This window comes from Streptomyces sp. CA189 (assembly GCF_056428985.1).
In genome coordinates this window covers 1-15,411 of record NZ_JBWJVM010000058.1, presented here as the reverse complement: position 1 = coordinate 15,411, position 15,411 = coordinate 1, and the positions used below count along the sequence as shown (strand labels likewise).

General features: G+C 74.1%; 18 protein-coding genes. 12 read left to right on the top strand and 6 right to left on the bottom strand.

Annotated elements, in window-relative coordinates:
- Positions 1-46: 46 nt before the first annotated feature.
- Positions 47-883 (bottom strand): MBL fold metallo-hydrolase, encoded by an 837-nt coding sequence (locus AC061S_RS31695; protein ID WP_478689322.1) that lies wholly within the window; start codon positions 881-883, stop codon positions 47-49.
- A gap of 18 nt (positions 884-901) precedes the next feature.
- On the opposite strand from AC061S_RS31695, the gene AC061S_RS31690 reads away from it, so the two are divergent.
- Both AC061S_RS31690 and AC061S_RS31685 read left to right on the top strand, forming a co-directional pair.
- Positions 902-1,666, top strand: coding sequence for a PIG-L deacetylase family protein (locus tag AC061S_RS31690; RefSeq protein ID WP_478689321.1), 765 nt, complete (start codon positions 902-904; stop codon positions 1,664-1,666).
- 23 nt (positions 1,667-1,689) lie between these two features.
- Positions 1,690-2,523 (top strand): enoyl-CoA hydratase/isomerase family protein, encoded by an 834-nt coding sequence (locus tag AC061S_RS31685; RefSeq protein WP_478689320.1) that lies wholly within the window; start codon positions 1,690-1,692, stop codon positions 2,521-2,523.
- Here AC061S_RS31685 and AC061S_RS31680 read toward each other — a convergent pair.
- Positions 2,510-3,313: a hypothetical protein gene (locus tag AC061S_RS31680; protein ID WP_478689319.1), complete on the bottom strand. Its 804-nt coding sequence runs from the start codon at positions 3,311-3,313 to the stop codon at positions 2,510-2,512. The two genes, AC061S_RS31685 and AC061S_RS31680, sit on opposite strands and share 14 nt — an antisense overlap.
- Positions 3,314-3,379: 66 nt before the next feature.
- Complete coding sequence (locus AC061S_RS31675; RefSeq protein WP_478689318.1) at positions 3,380-3,982, bottom strand: TetR/AcrR family transcriptional regulator; 603 nt, start codon at positions 3,980-3,982, stop codon at positions 3,380-3,382.
- 86 nt (positions 3,983-4,068) lie between these two features.
- Here AC061S_RS31675 and AC061S_RS31670 point away from each other — a divergent pair, with 86 nt between their 5' ends.
- On the top strand, positions 4,069-4,845 hold the full coding sequence (locus AC061S_RS31670; RefSeq protein ID WP_478689317.1) for an SDR family oxidoreductase: 777 nt from the start codon (positions 4,069-4,071) through the stop codon (positions 4,843-4,845).
- Positions 4,842-5,369 (top strand): SRPBCC family protein, encoded by a 528-nt coding sequence (locus AC061S_RS31665; RefSeq protein ID WP_478689316.1) that lies wholly within the window; start codon positions 4,842-4,844, stop codon positions 5,367-5,369. Before AC061S_RS31670 ends, AC061S_RS31665 begins: the two co-directional genes overlap by 4 nt.
- On the opposite strand, the gene AC061S_RS31660 is transcribed toward AC061S_RS31665, so the two are convergent.
- Together AC061S_RS31660 and AC061S_RS31655 are read right to left on the bottom strand one after the other, a co-directional pair.
- A complete protein-coding gene (locus tag AC061S_RS31660; RefSeq protein ID WP_478689315.1) occupies positions 5,359-6,258 on the bottom strand; it encodes an SDR family oxidoreductase in 900 nt (299 codons plus the stop codon). The two genes, AC061S_RS31665 and AC061S_RS31660, sit on opposite strands and share 11 nt — an antisense overlap.
- 64 nt (positions 6,259-6,322) lie before the next feature.
- The gene (locus tag AC061S_RS31655) at positions 6,323-7,435 is read right to left on the bottom strand and encodes a hypothetical protein (protein WP_478689314.1); all 1,113 of its coding nucleotides are present in this window, start codon (positions 7,433-7,435) and stop codon (positions 6,323-6,325) included.
- 244 nt (positions 7,436-7,679) lie between these two features.
- Between AC061S_RS31655 and AC061S_RS31650 the strand changes: the two genes are divergently transcribed.
- From AC061S_RS31650 to AC061S_RS31640, 3 genes are read left to right on the top strand one after another with little or no spacing between them, the layout of a single operon-like run.
- Positions 7,680-8,678, top strand: a complete 999-nt coding sequence (locus AC061S_RS31650; RefSeq protein WP_478689313.1) for an NADPH:quinone oxidoreductase family protein — start codon at positions 7,680-7,682, stop codon at positions 8,676-8,678.
- A complete protein-coding gene (locus AC061S_RS31645; RefSeq protein ID WP_478689312.1) occupies positions 8,675-9,886 on the top strand; it encodes an acyl-CoA dehydrogenase family protein in 1,212 nt (403 codons plus the stop codon). The genes AC061S_RS31650 and AC061S_RS31645 overlap by 4 nt, the downstream gene beginning before the upstream one ends.
- Positions 9,883-11,007, top strand: coding sequence for an acyl-CoA dehydrogenase family protein (locus AC061S_RS31640; protein ID WP_478689311.1), 1,125 nt, complete (start codon positions 9,883-9,885; stop codon positions 11,005-11,007). Before AC061S_RS31645 ends, AC061S_RS31640 begins: the two co-directional genes overlap by 4 nt.
- 16 nt (positions 11,008-11,023) lie before the next feature.
- Here AC061S_RS31640 and AC061S_RS31635 read toward each other — a convergent pair whose 3' ends face one another.
- Complete coding sequence (locus AC061S_RS31635) at positions 11,024-11,851, bottom strand: alpha/beta fold hydrolase (protein ID WP_478689310.1); 828 nt, start codon at positions 11,849-11,851, stop codon at positions 11,024-11,026.
- A gap of 87 nt (positions 11,852-11,938) precedes the next feature.
- Between AC061S_RS31635 and AC061S_RS31630 the strand changes: the two genes are divergently transcribed.
- The 5 genes from AC061S_RS31630 to AC061S_RS31610 all read left to right on the top strand — a co-directional run bounded on the left by AC061S_RS31630 (position 11,939) and on the right by AC061S_RS31610 (position 15,226).
- Entirely contained in the window at positions 11,939-12,541 is a 603-nt protein-coding gene (locus AC061S_RS31630; RefSeq protein WP_478689309.1) for a sigma-70 family RNA polymerase sigma factor, read from the top strand.
- A 39-nt stretch (positions 12,542-12,580) separates the two neighbouring features.
- A complete protein-coding gene (locus AC061S_RS31625; protein ID WP_478689308.1) occupies positions 12,581-13,351 on the top strand; it encodes a trimeric intracellular cation channel family protein in 771 nt (256 codons plus the stop codon).
- 16 nt (positions 13,352-13,367) lie between these two features.
- Positions 13,368-13,895, top strand: coding sequence for a GNAT family N-acetyltransferase (locus AC061S_RS31620; protein ID WP_478689307.1), 528 nt, complete (start codon positions 13,368-13,370; stop codon positions 13,893-13,895).
- A gap of 74 nt (positions 13,896-13,969) precedes the next feature.
- Complete coding sequence (locus AC061S_RS31615) at positions 13,970-14,356, top strand: tyrosinase family oxidase copper chaperone (protein ID WP_478689306.1); 387 nt, start codon at positions 13,970-13,972, stop codon at positions 14,354-14,356.
- Between the two features lie 6 nt (positions 14,357-14,362).
- Positions 14,363-15,226, top strand: coding sequence for a tyrosinase family protein (locus AC061S_RS31610; protein ID WP_478689305.1), 864 nt, complete (start codon positions 14,363-14,365; stop codon positions 15,224-15,226).
- Positions 15,227-15,411 lie beyond the last annotated feature (185 nt).

The window sequence follows — 15,411 nt, the reverse complement described above, 5'->3', positions numbered from 1 at the left end:
TGCTAGGACGCCTCCCGAGCGGTCGCACGTCGGCCGCGGCAGGTGTTCAGGGTGCTCGGTGGCCCGGTCCGGTCGGCTCTACGAAGGGCCGGGTCAGGTGGGCGGTGGCCAGCAGGGCGCGGCGGCGGACCGCCAGGGACAGGAGCTCCTCCCGCGAGGCGCGGGCGGCGGCCCGGTCGCGTTCGTGGGAGTACGGGACCGCCGGATCGGCCAACTGCACCGCGTGGACCAGTACGTCACCGGTCACCAGCACGTCCCGGCCCCGGCCCCGGCCCCCGCCGCCGGGCCCGGCCGTCCCTTCCACCAGCACCGACTGGTGGCCGGGCGTGTGCCCGGGTGTCGGCAGCAGGGTGATGCCGGGAGCGAGCCGGTGCTCCCCGGTCACCTCGTGGAGCTGTCCGGCGGCCCGCAGTGGGGCCACCGTCCAGTCCCACACGGGATCCGCCCGGTCCAGGGCCGCCACTTCCGCGCTCTGTACGAGGTACCGCGCGTCGGGGAAGAACGGCCGGCCGGCCTCGCCCTGGGTCCAGCCGGTGTGGTCCTCGTGCAGGTGGGTCAGGACCACCGCCTCCACGTCGGCCGGGGCGATCCCGGCCTCCCCGAGCGCGGCGGGCAGCCGGCCCGGGACCGGGGCCCAGCCGGCCGCCGGGCCCCGTGCCGGTCCGACCCCCGCGTCGATCAGCACCCAGCGGCCGCCCGGCCGGGACACGGCGAAGCACCGGAAGTCCAGCCGCCAGGAGCCGTCCGGCCCGGCCGCCCCCGGATCCAGCAGCGCGGCCCGCTCCCAGGCGGCGGCGCCCGCCCCCGGGAACGCCGTGACCGCCGGCTCGAAGAACGACCCGGTGGCGTCGAGCAGGGCCACCACCTGCCCTTGTGTGTCCATTCGCCTATTGTGCGACTCATGAACGAACAACTGCACGGGCCCGCCCCGTTGGAGCCCATGCCGACCGACTGGCAGCGTGCGCTGGCCGTCGTGGCGCACCCGGACGACCTGGAGTACGGCTGCGCGGCGGCCATCGCGGACTGGACGGACGGCGGCCGCGAGGTCGTCTACCTGCTTGCCACGCGCGGCGAGGCCGGCATCGACACCATCGACCCCGCCGCGTGCGCCCCGCTGCGCGAGGCGGAGCAGCGCGCGAGCGCGGCCGTCGTGGGGGTGCCCACGGTGGAGTTCCTCGACCACCGCGACGGGGTCCTGGAGTACGGCCTGGACCTGCGCCGGGACATCGCGGCCGCCATCCGGCGCCACCGCCCCGAGCTGGTGATCACGATGAACCACCGCGACACGTGGGGCGGGGCCGAGGGCGGCGGCTACTGGAACACCCCCGACCACAAGGCGGTCGGCCGGGCCACCATGGACGCGGCGGGCGACGCGGGCAACCGCTGGATCTTCCCCGAACTCCTCGCGGAACAGGGCCTGGAGCCGTGGAACGGGGTGCGCTGGGTGGCGGTGTCCGGCACCACGACGCCCACGCACGCGGCCGACGCCGGTCCCGGGATGGAGCGGTCGGTGAAGTCCCTGATGGAACACAAGGCGTACATCGCGGCGCTGACGGACGAGGACCCGGAGACGTACGTCCGCGGCTTCCTGACGGGCTACGCCCAGCAGGCGGCGGCCCGGTTCGGGGGCCGTCCGGCAGTGCCGTTCGAGGTCTTCCCGCGCTGAGCGGGGCGGCCTAAGGTGTCCGCGTGATCGACACCATCAGCACGGAGATCGCGGAGGGTGAGGAACGGATCCGTCTGGACGTCAGGGACGGGATCGCGGAACTCACCCTCTGCCGGCCGGAGAAGCTCAACGGCTGGAGCTGGGAGTCCACGCGCCAGCTCGGCCTGCTGGCGGACCGGATCCGCTTCGACCCGGCCGTACGGGTGGTCCTGCTGCGGGCCGAGGGCCGGGCGTTCTGCGCGGGAATCGACGTGACGGCCCCGGGCGGCGCGATCACGGGCGCCTCGGCGGCCGAGCGCAACCGCAACTACTACGAGGGCATCCGCTGGGTCCACGAACGCTTCGCGGTCCTGGCCCGGCTGCCGCAGCCGGTCGTGGCCGCGGTGCAGGGCTACTGCCTGGGCTTCGGATTCGAGCTGGCCCTGATGGCGGACATCCGGGTGGCGGCGGAGGACGCCGTGTTCGCCCTGCCCGAAGCCCAGTTGGGCGTAGCGGTGGACGCGGGCGGTGACCTGCGGATCGCCCGCGAGGCGGGCGCCGGCTGGGCGAAGTTCCTGGCCCTGACCGGCCGCCGCATCGACGCCCGGACGGCGGAGCGCCTCAACCTCGTCCAACAGGTGGTCCCGCTGGACGAGTTGGAGCCGATGGCCCGCGCCCTCGCGGCGGAGATCGCGGCCAACGCCCCGCTCGCCGTCCAGGGCGTCAAGCGCGCGATCGACTCCTACGCGGACGCCGCCCTGCCCGCGGCCCTGGACCGGGTGGCGATGACGGCTGCCCTCACCCTCACCTCGGAGGACTCCCGCGAGGGCTACACCGCCAAGGCGCAGCGCCGCCCGCCGCACTTCACCGGAGGCTGAGCACGGGACGGACGGAGAACGCCTCCCAGGCGTCCTCGCCCTCGGGCCCGTACACGAACTCGGCCATCGCGGGGTTGCGGTTCGCCGTGGCCAGCGTCAGCCAGGCCCACAGGTCCCCGTACCCGCCGCACACGGACTCGCCGCCGTCCCCGCCGTGCACCGCGCCCGGGTCGCCGCCGATCTCGGCGGCGTAGGAGTCGTAGGCGATGCGCAGCCCGAAGGCGTTGGGCTCGCACCGCGGCCCGCCCGCGCCGCTGCCGTAGGACGGCTCGTCGATCGGGCAGGTGTCGCCCCACCGGAAGAGGGTGCGCGCCCCGGCCCCGCAGGCGTGCTCCCACTCGTCGGCGCCGGGCATCCGAAGCCCGTGCGCCGCGAGCACGGCGGGCATGTCGGCGGGGGCTTCGGTGAGCGGCTCGTTCCGCACGGCCATGAACACCGTCGGCAGGGTGACGGTCCGGGGCGGGCTCAGCAACTCGGCGAGGTGCGACCTGAGATCGGGACCGTACCCGTACTCCTCGGCCAGGCTCCGCTCGAAGTCGGCGGTCTGCTCCGGGGTCGGCTCCCAGGCGTCCAGGTCGAACCCGAGGCGGACGGTTCCCCCGGGTACCAGGGCGAACTCCCGCCCGTCCCGCTCGACGAGCACGCGGTGCAGCGGGCCGCCGAGGTGCGGGGCGGCATCGATCAGGCTCAGTCGGGCCCCCGCCAGGCCGGCGGCTTCCCGGGCGAACCGGCGGACGTCCGGGAGGTCGAACGAGCGCCACCGGTCAAGGGTCAGATCAGCGTGGGACATGCGGTCCATGGTGCCCGGGACCACTGACAGCCGGCACCCGCCCCCTCCACCGGACACCGGGCCCGGCTACTCCTCCAGGCGCAGCAGGGCGAGGGCGCGGGCCGAGACCGTCGGGAGCGGGTCGCGGCCGTCTTCGGCGGCCCAGTGTTCGAGCGCGACGGTGACCGCGTCGATGAGTACGGCCGCCAAGAGGCGGGTCTCCAGGGCGGCTTCGGGGCGGCCCGTGCGGTCGGCGAGGACCGGGACGAGGCGGTCCTGCATCGCGCGGGCGGCCGCCAGCCAGCGCAGCCGGATCTCCGGGACGCGGCTCATCACCTGGATGAGGCGGACCGTCTGCCCGGGCTCCTCGTAGCGCGCGCCCGCCGTCGCGGTGGTGAAGGCGGCCTGTACCGCCTCGGTGAGGGGCTCCGCCGCGGGGCGCAGGGCGAGCTCCTCGACCAGGGTGGCGACTCCGGCGGTGAGGACCGGGGTCAGCGCGTCCTCCTTGGCCGGGCAGTACCGGTAGAAGGTGCGCAGGGAGATGCCGGCCGCCCGCGCGATGTCGTCGACCGTGGTGGCCTCGTACCCCCGCTCCGAGAACAGCGCGGCCGCGGCTTCCGCGATCTCGTACCGCGTGGTCTCCCTGCGCCGCTCCGTCAACGACGGGCGGCCCGTACTCGCCGTGCTCACCGCAACACCTCCAGGGGTAGATGGGGCCAATGTGCCACACGATCGCACTGTGGCATGTCATGCCATAAAGCCGTACCGTGCCATCCATGACTCGTACCTACCTCGTCACCGGCGCCGCCTCCGGCATCGGCCGCGCCACCGCGGACCGGTTGCGCGCCCAGGGCCACACCGTCATCGGCGCCGACCTCAAGGGCGCCGACATCGAGGCCGACCTCGCCACGGCCGCCGGCCGCGCCGCCCTCGTCGTAGCCGCCACCGCGCGCACCGGCGGCCGCCTGGACGCCGTCGTCGCCTGCGCCGGCATCGCCGCCTTCGACCCGCTGACCATCCGCGTCAACCACTTCGGAGCCGTCGCCACCCTGGAGGGCCTGCGCCCGCTGCTCGCCGCCGGAGCCGACCCCCGCGCCGTCGTCGTCTCCTCCGTGGCCTCGATCCACCCCGCCGACCCCGCCATCGTCGACGCCGCGCTCGCCGGTGACGAGGAGGCGGCCGCCGAAGCCGCCGCGGCCGCCGTCGCGCGCGGCGAGGGCCACCTCGTCTACGGCTCCTCCAAGGCCGCCGTGGCCCGCTGGATCCGCCGTACCGCGCCCACCGTCGACTGGGCGGGCGCCGGGATCCCGCTCAACGCCATCGCCCCGGGCACCATCACCACCCCCATGACGGCCCCGCTCCTCGCCGACGCCGGAATGCGCGAGGTGGTCGACGCGAGCGTGCCGATGCCGCTGCACGGCCACGCCACCGCCGAACAGGTCGCCCCGCTGCTGGACTGGCTGACCGCCCCCGAGAACACCCACGTCACCGGCCAGGTCGTCTTCATCGACGGCGGGGCCGACGCCGTCCTGCGCGGGGACGGTGCCTGGTGAGCGCCGAGCGGAGTGCGAGCGCCGAGCAGGGTGGGAGCGCCGAGCAGAGTAGGAGCGCCGAGCAGGGCGGGAGCCCCGGACCCGCCCTGACCGCCCGCGAACTGGTCAGGACCGCCGTCGTCCCGGCCGCCCCGGACGCCGTCTGGGAGGTCGTCGGCCGTTTCGGCGCACTCGACGCGTGGCATCCGTACGTACCGAAGGCCGCCATGGAGGGCGGCGTCGACCCCGAACAGCCGGGAGCCGTACGGGTCTTCAGTATCGACGGGACGGTCGTCGCCCGCGAGGAGCTGCTCGCCATGGACCCCGCGGCGCGCGTGTACGCGTACGCCGTGGTGGAGAGCCTGCTCCCGCTCCGGGAGTACGTCGCCACCCTGGCCGTACGCCCCCACCCGCTCGGCAGCGAGATCCTCTGGTCGGCCCGCTACCTCGCGGACGAGGCCGTCGCCGCCCAGGTCGAGGAGATCTTCGGCGAAGGGACCTACGGCAGCGGGCTGGCCGCGCTCCGCGGGCGTTTCACGGCGTGAACGGACCCCGACCCAACTGATCGCGCACCGGCACCACTTCGGGGTTGACGAGCGAGCGCCGCTGCCAGTTCGCCCCGTCCACCACCAGGGTGTGGCCGGTGATGAAGCGGGCGTAGGGCGAGGCCAGGAAGGTGGCGGCCCAGCCCAGTTCGCGCGGTGCGCCGACCCGCAGGGCGGGCTGCCTGGTGTCCTTGTCCTCCGGGGCGGCCCGCTCCAGCCCGCCCCGGATGTCCTCGGTCATGTCCGCGTGCGGGAACAGCCCGGGGACCAGGCCGTTGATCTGGATGCCGTACGGACCCCACTCGACGGCGAGGGTCTCGACGAGGTTCTTCACCCCCGCCTTGGCGGCGGCGCTGTGGGCGTAGCCCGGCCCGCCGGTCCAGGCGTACGAGGCGCCGATGTTCACGATGGACCCGGCGCTGCCCGCGGCGAGGTGGCGGCGGCCGAACTCCCGGGTCACGAACCAGGTGCCGGTCAGCGTGATGTCGACCACCGCCCGCCAGGCGTTGGGGGACAAGTCCTCGGCCGGGCAGGGGAAGTTGGCGGCCGCGTTGTTGACGAGCACGTCCGGGACCCCGCCGAAGGCGGCCGCGGCCGCGTCGAAGACCTCGGCGACCCGTTCGGGGTCGCGGATGTCGCAGACGGCGGCCGTGACCCGGCCCGCTCCGGGGACGGCCGCCAGCTCCTCCTGAGCCGACTTCAACTGCTCGATCCGGCGGCCGGCGATCACCAGGTCCGCGCCGAGCCGTGCGAACTCGGTGGCGATGGCCTTGCCCAGCCCGGTCCCGCCGCCGGTCACGAGCACCGCCCGGCCGGTGAACGTGCCGGGCGGCAGGGCGGCGGAACCGAGCGGTGGGGGCGCGGGCAGACCGCGCGGAGCGTTCTTCATGCCGCCATCGATAGCGTGCGCACGCTCAGATCACCATGGTCGTCACACCGGCTACGGCTGGGTCCTACGGTTGGGGCAGGTACGCCTGCTTGCTCGCGCAGGTCCAGACGACCGGCCTGAGCCTGCCGTCGGCGTTCACGGCCGATCCGCCGACCCGGTCGCGGTCGGCGACCGCCTCCGCCGTGCTGGCGCCGTTCGCCGCCAGCCGGGGGAGGGCGAGGACCGGCCCGGAGCCGGGCCACAGCTGCGCCTGGTCGGGCAGGGTCCGCGATTCCGGGTGGAACTTGGCCGTGCCGACGCTCACTCCGGTCGTCGGGCTGATCGCTTCGAAGGTGCCGTACGGGTGCGTGCTCAGCACCCCGGGGGAGGAGGCGGGGCCGGTGTGCGGCGGGGTCCAGACGAACGGCTTGTACTCGTACCACGGGCCGAGCCAGTTGTAGCCGACGACCCGGCCGCTCTCGTCCATGTCCTGCACGTAGCTGTCGTCGAATCCGCCGCCGCCGCTCGGCGCCAGGGCCCGGGCCGGTGAGCCGTCCGCGGGCCAGATCAGCGGATAGTTCCACCACGTGTGGTGGCCCGTCTCGGGCACCTCGTAGTCCTGCTCCGCCAGCCCCAGGACGTCGCCCGCGGTGTTGACGGCGGTGACCATCTTGATGCGCGTCCCGGGGCCGCTGTCGGCGGGCAGCGGGAGCTCCCGCACCTTCAGGCCGTCCTTCCAGACGGTGCCGACCCCCTGTGCGGTGGTGGAGACGACGTATCCGGCGTCGTTGAGATCGGCCTCGATGTCCGGCCGGCCGCTCCCCGGCAGCGGGGTGACCGCCACGTCGCCGGCCCGGTAGGTGAAGAGGTAGCCGCTCTCGCCGCTCACCCGGCCCAGCATCAGACCGCTCCGGTTGACGGCGATCACCTCGCCCGTGCGGGTGTCGTCGCCCAGCGGAACGCGGTGGAGCCGGGTGCCGGTCCAGTACACCGGCTTGTTGCCGGAGAAGCCGACGGAGAGATTGCCCGGGCCGAGGTCCAGGACCCCCTGCGTCGGAGCGCCGTCCGGGACGTGGGTGTCGGGCGCGAGATGTCCCAATACCTGTATCTTCGGCGTGCACTTCGCCTCGGCGGCCACGGCCGGGCCGGTCGCCGTGACCAGACCCGCCAGGACTGCGGCGGCAGCGGTCGCGGACATGCTTCTTCTCATGTGGCGGTTCCCCCTGGACTTGTGCTGTTCCCCGTTAAGTCATGACACGTGCACGCCACATGCTGCCTGAAAGCGTGAGGGAAGTGACCGGATTTACGGGAGTGGCTGCGGAGGATCCCGGTCCACCGGGTCCCCGCCGGGTTTCCATACGGTCCCACCGGTTCACAGCAGTGCAAGCGACCGCTTAGTATGCCCGCGAGGCGTGGTTCCCGTCGGCGGCTGGAGGCCCCGGATGCAGGCATGGCGAGTACACACCCCCGGCGAACCCCGCGAGGCCATGCGCCTCGAAGAGGTTCCCGAACCGGTGCCCGGCGAGGGGGAGGTGAGGCTCAAGGTGCTCGCCGCCAACGTCAACTTCCCCGACGCGCTGCTCGTGCGCGGCCAGTACCAGATCCGCCCGCCGCTCCCCTTCACCCCCGGCGTCGAGATCTGCGGCGAGACCGACGACGGCCGCCGCGTCATCGCCAACCCGAGCCTGCCGCACGGCGGTTTCGCCGAGTACGTCACCGCCCCCGCGCGCGCCCTGCTCCCCGCCCCGGACACCCTCGACGACGCCGAGGCGGCCGCCCTGCACATCGGCTACCAGACGGGATGGTTCGGCCTGCACCGGCGGGCCCGGCTCCAGGCCGGCGAGACCCTCCTCGTGCACGCCGCCGCCGGCGGGGTCGGCAGCGCCGCCGTCCAGCTCGGCAAGGCCGCCGGAGCCACCGTCATCGGGGTCGTCGGCGGCAAGGCCAAGGTGCGCGCCGCCGAGGAGCTCGGCTGCGATCTCGTCATCGACCGCACCAGCGAGGAACTGGTGGCCCGCGTCAAGGAGTTCACCGGTGGACGCGGGGCCGACGTGGTCTACGACCCGGTCGGCGGCGAGGCCTACACCGCCTCGGCCAAGTGCGTGGCCTTCGAGGGCCGGATCATCGTGGTCGGCTTCGCGAGCGGCACCATCCCGGCGCCCGCGCTGAACCACGCCCTCGTCAAGAACTACGCCGTCCTCGGCCTCCACTGGGGCCTGTACGCCGCCAAGGACCCGGCCGCGATCGCCGCCTGCCACGCCGAACTCACCCGGCTCGCCGCCGTAGGCTCCATCAAACCGCTGGTCAGCGAACGGGTCCCGCTCGCCGGAGCCGCGGACGCCGTGCAGCGCCTCGCCGACGGGAGCACCACCGGCCGGCTGGTCGTCGTACCTGCCCTGGACGCCACGCTGCCCGGCTCGCCCGCAGGAGGCTCCCGATGACGGCCGCCGCGGTCACCGCCGACCGACTGCTCGCCCGCGTACGGGAACTGCTCGTCGCGCACCCGCCCGCCACCACCGACCACGGAGCGTTCCTGCGGGCCCGCTTCGACGCCGGACTGGCCTGGGTGCACTACCCCGAAGGCCTCGGCGGACTCGGCGCGCCGCGCTCCCTGCAGCCCGTCGTGGACGCCGAGCTGGCGGCGGCCGGAGCCCCCGACAACGACCCGCGCCGGATCGGCATCGGCCTCGGCATGGCCGCGCCCACGATCCTCGCGTACGGCACCGAGGAGCAGAAGCGGCGCTTCCTGCGCCCGCTGTGGACCGGCGAGGAAGTGTGGTGCCAGCTCTTCAGCGAGCCCGGAGCCGGCTCGGACCTGGCCGCCCTCGGCACCCGCGCCGTACGAAAAGGCGAGGACGGCGAGGACGGCGGCGACTGGGTGGTGGACGGCCAGAAGGTGTGGACCTCCAGCGCCCACACCGCCCGCTGGGCCATCCTGATCGCCCGCACCGACCCCGCGCTGCCCAAGCACCAGGGCATCACCTACTTCCTGTGCGACATGACCGCCCCCGGCGTCGAGGTGCGCCCGCTGCGCCAGATCACCGGCGAGGCCGAGTTCAACGAGGTCTTCCTCAGCGGAGTCCGGATCCCCGACGCCCACCGCCTCGGCGAGGTGGGCCAGGGCTGGGCGGTGGCCCGCACCACCCTGATGAACGAACGCGTCTCCATCGGCGGCATGCGGATCCCGCGCGAGGGCGGAATGATCGCCCCGGTCGCCGCCGTCTGGCGCGAGCGGCCGGAACTGCGGACGCACGATCTGCACGGGCGGCTGCTGGAGCTGTGGGTCGAGGCCGAGGTCGCCCGGCTGACCGGGGAGCGGCTGCGCCAGCAGCTCGCCCAGGGCCAGCCCGGGCCCGAGGGCTCGGGCATGAAGCTGACCTTCGCCCGCCTCAACCAGGAGATCAGCGGGCTGGAGGTGGAACTCCTGGGCGAAGAAGGCCTGTTGTACGAGGACTGGACCCTGCGCCGCCCCGAGATCGTCGACTTCACCGGCCGCGACGCCGGCTACCGCTACCTCCGCGCCAAGGGCAACAGCATCGAGGGCGGCACCAGCGAAATCCTCCTCAACATCGTCGCCGAACGCGTCCTCGGCCTGCCTGCCGAGCCGCGCGACGACAAGGACCTCGCGTGGAAGGACCTGGCCCGATGAGCTCTCCCGCCGCAGCCCCCCTGGACCTGCTCTACTCCGAGACGGAGGAGGAACTCCGCACGGCGGTACGGTCCTTGCTGACCGCCCGCTGCGACCCCGCGGCCGTCCTCGGCCGGATCGAGGGCGGCCGGCCCCACGACCCTGAACTGTGGCGGGTGCTCGCCGCCGACATCGGCACGGCGGGGCTCCTCGTACCGGAGAAGCTGGGCGGGCAGGGGGCCGGCCACCGGGAGGCGGCCGTGGTCCTGGAGGAGCTCGGCCGGGCCGCGGCGCCGGTCCCGTACCTCACGAGCGCGGTCCTTTCGACGGAGATCCTGCTCGGCTGCGAGAGCGCGGAGTCCGCCGAGCTCCTACGGGAGCTCGCGGCGGGCCGCCGCATCTGCGTGCCCGCCCTGCCCCTGACCCTGGCTCCGGGCGCACCCCTGCCGGCACCGGTCCGGGACTCCGGCGCGGGGTCGCTGAGCGGGAGCGTGACATCGGTCGCGGACGCGGTCTGCGCCGATGTGCTGCTGGTCCTCGCCGACACGGGGCTGTACGCCGTCCCGGCCGACGCGGCGGGGGTCGCGCGGACCCCGCTCGTGGCGCTGGACCTGACCCGCCCGCTGGCCGCCATCACCCTCGACGGTGCCCCCGGAACCCGGCTGGCCGACCCGGCCACCGCCCGCGCGGCCATCGCCGGAGCACTGCTCTCGGGGGCCGGGCTGCTCGCCTCGGAACAGCTCGGGACCGCCGAGTGGTGCCTGACGGAGACGGTGGCGTACCTGCGCACCCGCCACCAGTTCAACCGGCCCCTCGGCTCCTTCCAGGCCCTCAAGCACCGTCTCGCCCGGCTCTGGCTCGACGTGGCCTCCGCCCGCGCGGCGGCCCGCGCCGCGGCCGACGCCCTCGCGTCCGGCGCCGCCGACGCGCCGCTCACGGTGGCGGTGGCCCAGGCCTACTGCTCGGGCGTGGCGGTCCGGGCCGCCGAGGAGTGCGTACAGCTCCACGGGGGCATCGGCATGACCTGGGAACACCCCGCGCACCTCTACCTCAAGCGGGCCAAGGCGGACTCGCTGGCCCTGGGCACGGCCGGCCACCACCGGGGCCTGGTGGCGGACTTCGCGGAACTCCCGGCGCCGTAAGGAGGCGGGCGGGTCATCACCCCAGGAACTCCGCGACGGCTGCCGCGAACCGCCCGGCGTCGTCGACCCAGGGGTAGTGGCCCGCTCCCGGCTGTACCGAGAGCGTGGCGTCGGGGAACAGTCCCGCGAGCTCGGCCGCAGACCGAGGGGGACTGTTCAGGTCGAACTCCCCCGTGAGCAGCAGGACGGGCGCCGCCAACGAGGCGAGCGCCGCCCGGGTGGCCTCCGGGGTGAAGGCGCCTTCGGCGCCGAAGTGGGCGACGGCCTCCCGGTTGAGCGGCAGGCCGGCGGCGTGGTGCTCCCGTGCCGCGGTGTCCCACCGGCCGCAGAAGAAGGGGGCGAGGGCGTCCCAGTCGCCGCCCGTGCCCGCGGAGACGGCCTCCAGGGCGGCGAACGCCGCCGGGAACCACGGCTCGTCCTCGCGGAGCCGTGCGAGTTCGATCCGCGTGGCGGCGTTGATCTCGATGCCGACGGCCCGGGTGCTGGGGCCGATCAGGGCGAGCCTGCCGAGGGTGCTGGGGTACCGGGCCGCGTACCCCATCGCGATGTTCGCCCCGGCGGAGTGGCCGAGCAGGTCCGTCCGGGCGAGCCCGAGGTGTTCGCGCAGCGCCTCCACGTCGTCGACGAGCCGGTCGCAGCGGTAGGTGCCGGTGTCTTCGGGAACCGCGGACCGGCCGGTGCCGCGCAGGTCGAGGAGGATCAGCCGGCGGTGCCGGGACAGGCCGCCGAGGTCGCCGAGGTACTGGGAGTCCGCAGGGCCGCCGGGGATGCAGAGGACGGGGTCGCCGTCTCCGATCGTGCGGTAGGCGAGCCGGGTTCCATCGGGTGCGCAGAAGGTGGGCATGGATGAAGCCTGCCATTCATAACCGGGTTGTACAACCCGGTTATGGAAACCTGTCGCCGGACCGTGCTTCCGGTGTATAACCGAGCTATGACAGGTGAAGAGGGTGCGCTCGGGATCCCCGAGTCGCTGACGGAGGAGCAGGCCGGGCGGATGCTCGCGGAGATGAACGAGGTCATCCGCGCGGGCGAGGAGATGCGCAAGCTGCGCACCGAGATGATCAAGGTGTTCGCGGGCTTCGGCTGGACCCAGGACAAGATCGCCCAGCTCACCGACATGAGCCAGCCCGCCGTGTCCAAGCAGGTGGCGAAGTACAAGGCGGAGGACCCGCCCCCGCCGATCGGACTCTCCCTCGACCAGGGCGACGCGCCCTGGCTCGAAGGCCGCCTGTGGGGCCTGGCCGAGGAGATCGCCGAGGCGTACCCGGACACCGCGCGCTGCGCCCGCCACGTGGATGCCGTCGCCCGGGGGAAGAAGCGCTTCACGCCCCGGGACGTGGACGAGCTGCGACGCCTCGTCGAGGAGGACCTGAGGCTGCACCGGGAAGAGCTGCCCGCCGGCTACCGGGAGGCGTACGACGCGATCAGCCGGGGCCTCGACGTCCCCTCGGGGGCCACCGCGGACGCCCCGGCCTCCGTGCGCCGCACCCTCGCCCACCGGATCCAGCGCGACCGGCTCGCGGACGGCGCCTGACGCACCGGCTCGCGGGTGCGGCGCCGGAGGGGTGCGCACGTGGCGCGGGCCTGGCGCGGCCGGAGGTGCATCGGCGCCGCCGCCCTGGCCGAACGGCCGATGCGGACGCCCGGGCGGATCCGGCAACCTCTACGGGTCCCCTCGTACCGCTCCCGGCCCGGCCCCGCCCTGCCCGCCCCGCCCCTCGAAGGAGGCGCCGTGCTGCACGCCCTCTACCTCCTCGGCATCGCCGCGTTCGCCGCCTCCGGCGTCCTCGCCGCGCACCGCGCCAACATGGACCCCTTCGGCGGGCTCGTCCTCGCCTTCGCCGCCGGCAGCTCCGGCGGGACCCTGCGCGACCTCATCCTCGGCCGGCACCCGCTCTACTGGACGCACGACTGGCTGCTACTCGTCCTCATCGGGTCCGTCGCCGTCGCCACCATGCTCTACCTGCGCCGCCGCGACCTCCCGCACCGCGCGCTCATGATCGTCGACGCCGTCGGCCTCGCCGTCGTCACCGTGATCGGCGCCCGCGCCGCCATCGACGCGCACGTCACCCCCGTCGCCGTGCTCATCCTGGCCGTCCTGACGGGCGTCACCGGAGAGGTCGTCCGCGACGTGCTCTGCGGGGAGTTCCCGCCGCTGCTCCTGCGCGAAGAGGTGTACGCCACGGCCGCGCTCGCCGGAGCCCTCTCCTACCTCGGCCTGCACTGGGCCGGGGTCCCGGACACCGCCAACATCGCGGTGTCCGCCTCCCTGGTCTTCGCCCTGCGCATGACCGCGATCTTCCGCGATCTGCACCTGCCCCGCCTCCAGCGCGCCGCCGGCTGATCCCTATCCTCGGCGGATGAACGCCTCGCCCACGCGGATCGACGCCGCCGCCCTGACCGCTCACCGCGACGAGCTCGCCGCGCTGCTCTTCGCCGTCGTGCGCGGCGGTTCCTCCATCGGCTTCCTCGCCGACCTCGACCACCGGGCGGCCGCCGCCTGGTGGGACTCGCTGCTCCCCGCCGTCGAGGAGGGCTCCCTCGCGCTGTGGGTGTCCCGGGGGCCGGACGGCCGGATCGACGGCACCATCAGCTGGAGCCGCGAGACGAAGGCCAACGGCCGCCACCGCGCCGAGGTCCGCAAGCTGATGGTCCACCCCGAGGCCCGCGGCCGCGGCACCGGCCGCGCGCTGCTCGCCGAGGCCGAGGCCGCCGCGGCCCGCGCCGGGGTGGTGCTGCTGTTCCTGGACACCGAGAGCGGCAGCCCGGCCGAGCGGGTGTACCGCGCCGCCGGCTGGACCGAGGCCGGATCCATCCCCGACTACGCCACCGACCCGGCCGGCCGCCTGGTGGCGACCACCCTCTACTACAAACACACCGAGCAGTAGAGGGCTCCCCGGTGACCTCGCCCGCCGCGCCGCGTTAGACCCGTAGCCACCGGCCACCGAGCGAGGGAGACCGTATGTACGCAGCACCCGCCGCACCACTCACCCGCCGAGCGGTCCTGCGTACGGCCTTCACCGCGGCCGTGTTCGCGGGCACGGCCGCGGCGCTGGCCCCCGTACTGCGCGCCCGCCGTCCCCGGCAGACCCTCACGCCGGCACCGTTGACCCCGGCGGGCGAGGAGACGTACCGCGGCCGGCACATCGCCGTCGACCCGGCGGGCACCAGTGTCCGCATCGACGGCCGTGCCCTGCACGTCATGCGCCGTTCCGACGGCACGTACCTCAGCGGGATCAACCACTTCCAGTCCTACGCGACCCCGCTGGAGCTCGCCCGCGCGGCCGTCGACGAACTGGGCACCACCCAGCTGGCGTTCGCCGCCGCGCAGCACGGGGGACAGGAGTAGCAGGTCGTGTACACCCGGCAGAACCAGAAGAACCTGACCAGCGCGCAGAAGAAGCGCTTCACCGCGGCCGTGATCGAGCTCAAGCGCAACGGCACCTACGACGCGCTCGTCCGCACCCACGACAAGTACTTCGTCCCCGACCGCGACCGCAAACTGCGCGTCGGGCACATGTCGCCGTCCTTCTTCCCCTGGCACCGGCGCTACCTGCTGGAGTTCGAACGCCTGCTCCAGACCGTCGACGCGGGCGTCACCATCCCGTACTGGGACTGGACCACCGACAACAGCCCGGCCTCCTCCCTGTGGGCGGAGGACTTCCTCGGCGGGACCGGCCGCGAGAGCGACCGCCAGGTGATGACCGGCCCGTTCGCCTACGGGAAGGGCAACTGGACGGTCACGGTCGGCATCACGGAGGCCCGCTTCCTCACCCGCAACCTGGGCCGGCCGGCGAACCCGATCAGCCTGCCGACCCCGGCCGAGCTCCAGTGGGCCATCGACGACCCGCTGTACGACAGCTCGCCCTGGGACTCGACGGCCGGACGCGGCGGCTTCCGCAACAAACTGGAGGGCTGGGCCGCCCCGAAGAGCGAGAAGTGGCGCAACCACAACAAGGTGCACCAGTGGATCGGCGGCCACATGACCGGCGGCACGGCCCCCAACGACCCGGCCTTCTGGCTGCACCACGCCTTCGTGGACCTGCTCTGGGACCGCTGGCAGCAGCGGCACCCGGCCTCCGGCTACCTGCCCGCCGCCCCGCTCGCACTCGGCGACCTCCAGCGCGGCCGGGTGATCGCCCTCGACGAGCCGATGCCGCCGTGGGACGTCACCCCGCGCGACATGCTCGGCCACCAGGGGCTCTACCGCTACGAGTGAGCCCCGGACGCGAGTCGCAGCCCCCACGCACACACACACGAGGAAGGGCCCCCGCCGTCGGCGGTTTCTAGGGGTCGTCGCAACACGTGGTTGGTTGTTCAGGCCGCGAGGAGTTTATGCAGGCGCTCGGCTGGGGTTTCCCAGCCGAGCGTTTTGCGTGGTCGGCCGTTGAGCTGGGCGGCGAC

Coding starts and splice junctions, on each gene's coding strand:
- AC061S_RS31695 (WP_478689322.1), bottom strand. CDS start 883: ATGGACACACAAGGGCAGGTGGTGGCCCTGCTCGACGCCACCGGGTCG.
- AC061S_RS31690 (WP_478689321.1), top strand. CDS start 902: ATGAACGAACAACTGCACGGGCCCGCCCCGTTGGAGCCCATGCCGACC.
- AC061S_RS31680 (WP_478689319.1), bottom strand. CDS start 3,313: ATGTCCCACGCTGATCTGACCCTTGACCGGTGGCGCTCGTTCGACCTC.
- AC061S_RS31670 (WP_478689317.1), top strand. CDS start 4,069: ATGACTCGTACCTACCTCGTCACCGGCGCCGCCTCCGGCATCGGCCGC.
- AC061S_RS31660 (WP_478689315.1), bottom strand. CDS start 6,258: ATGAAGAACGCTCCGCGCGGTCTGCCCGCGCCCCCACCGCTCGGTTCC.
- AC061S_RS31655 (WP_478689314.1), bottom strand. CDS start 7,435: ATGTCCGCGACCGCTGCCGCCGCAGTCCTGGCGGGTCTGGTCACGGCG.
- AC061S_RS31650 (WP_478689313.1), top strand. CDS start 7,680: ATGCAGGCATGGCGAGTACACACCCCCGGCGAACCCCGCGAGGCCATG.
- AC061S_RS31645 (WP_478689312.1), top strand. CDS start 8,675: ATGACGGCCGCCGCGGTCACCGCCGACCGACTGCTCGCCCGCGTACGG.
- AC061S_RS31640 (WP_478689311.1), top strand. CDS start 9,883: ATGAGCTCTCCCGCCGCAGCCCCCCTGGACCTGCTCTACTCCGAGACG.
- AC061S_RS31635 (WP_478689310.1), bottom strand. CDS start 11,851: ATGCCCACCTTCTGCGCACCCGATGGAACCCGGCTCGCCTACCGCACG.
- AC061S_RS31630 (WP_478689309.1), top strand. CDS start 11,939: ATGACAGGTGAAGAGGGTGCGCTCGGGATCCCCGAGTCGCTGACGGAG.
- AC061S_RS31620 (WP_478689307.1), top strand. CDS start 13,368: ATGAACGCCTCGCCCACGCGGATCGACGCCGCCGCCCTGACCGCTCAC.
- AC061S_RS31615 (WP_478689306.1), top strand. CDS start 13,970: ATGTACGCAGCACCCGCCGCACCACTCACCCGCCGAGCGGTCCTGCGT.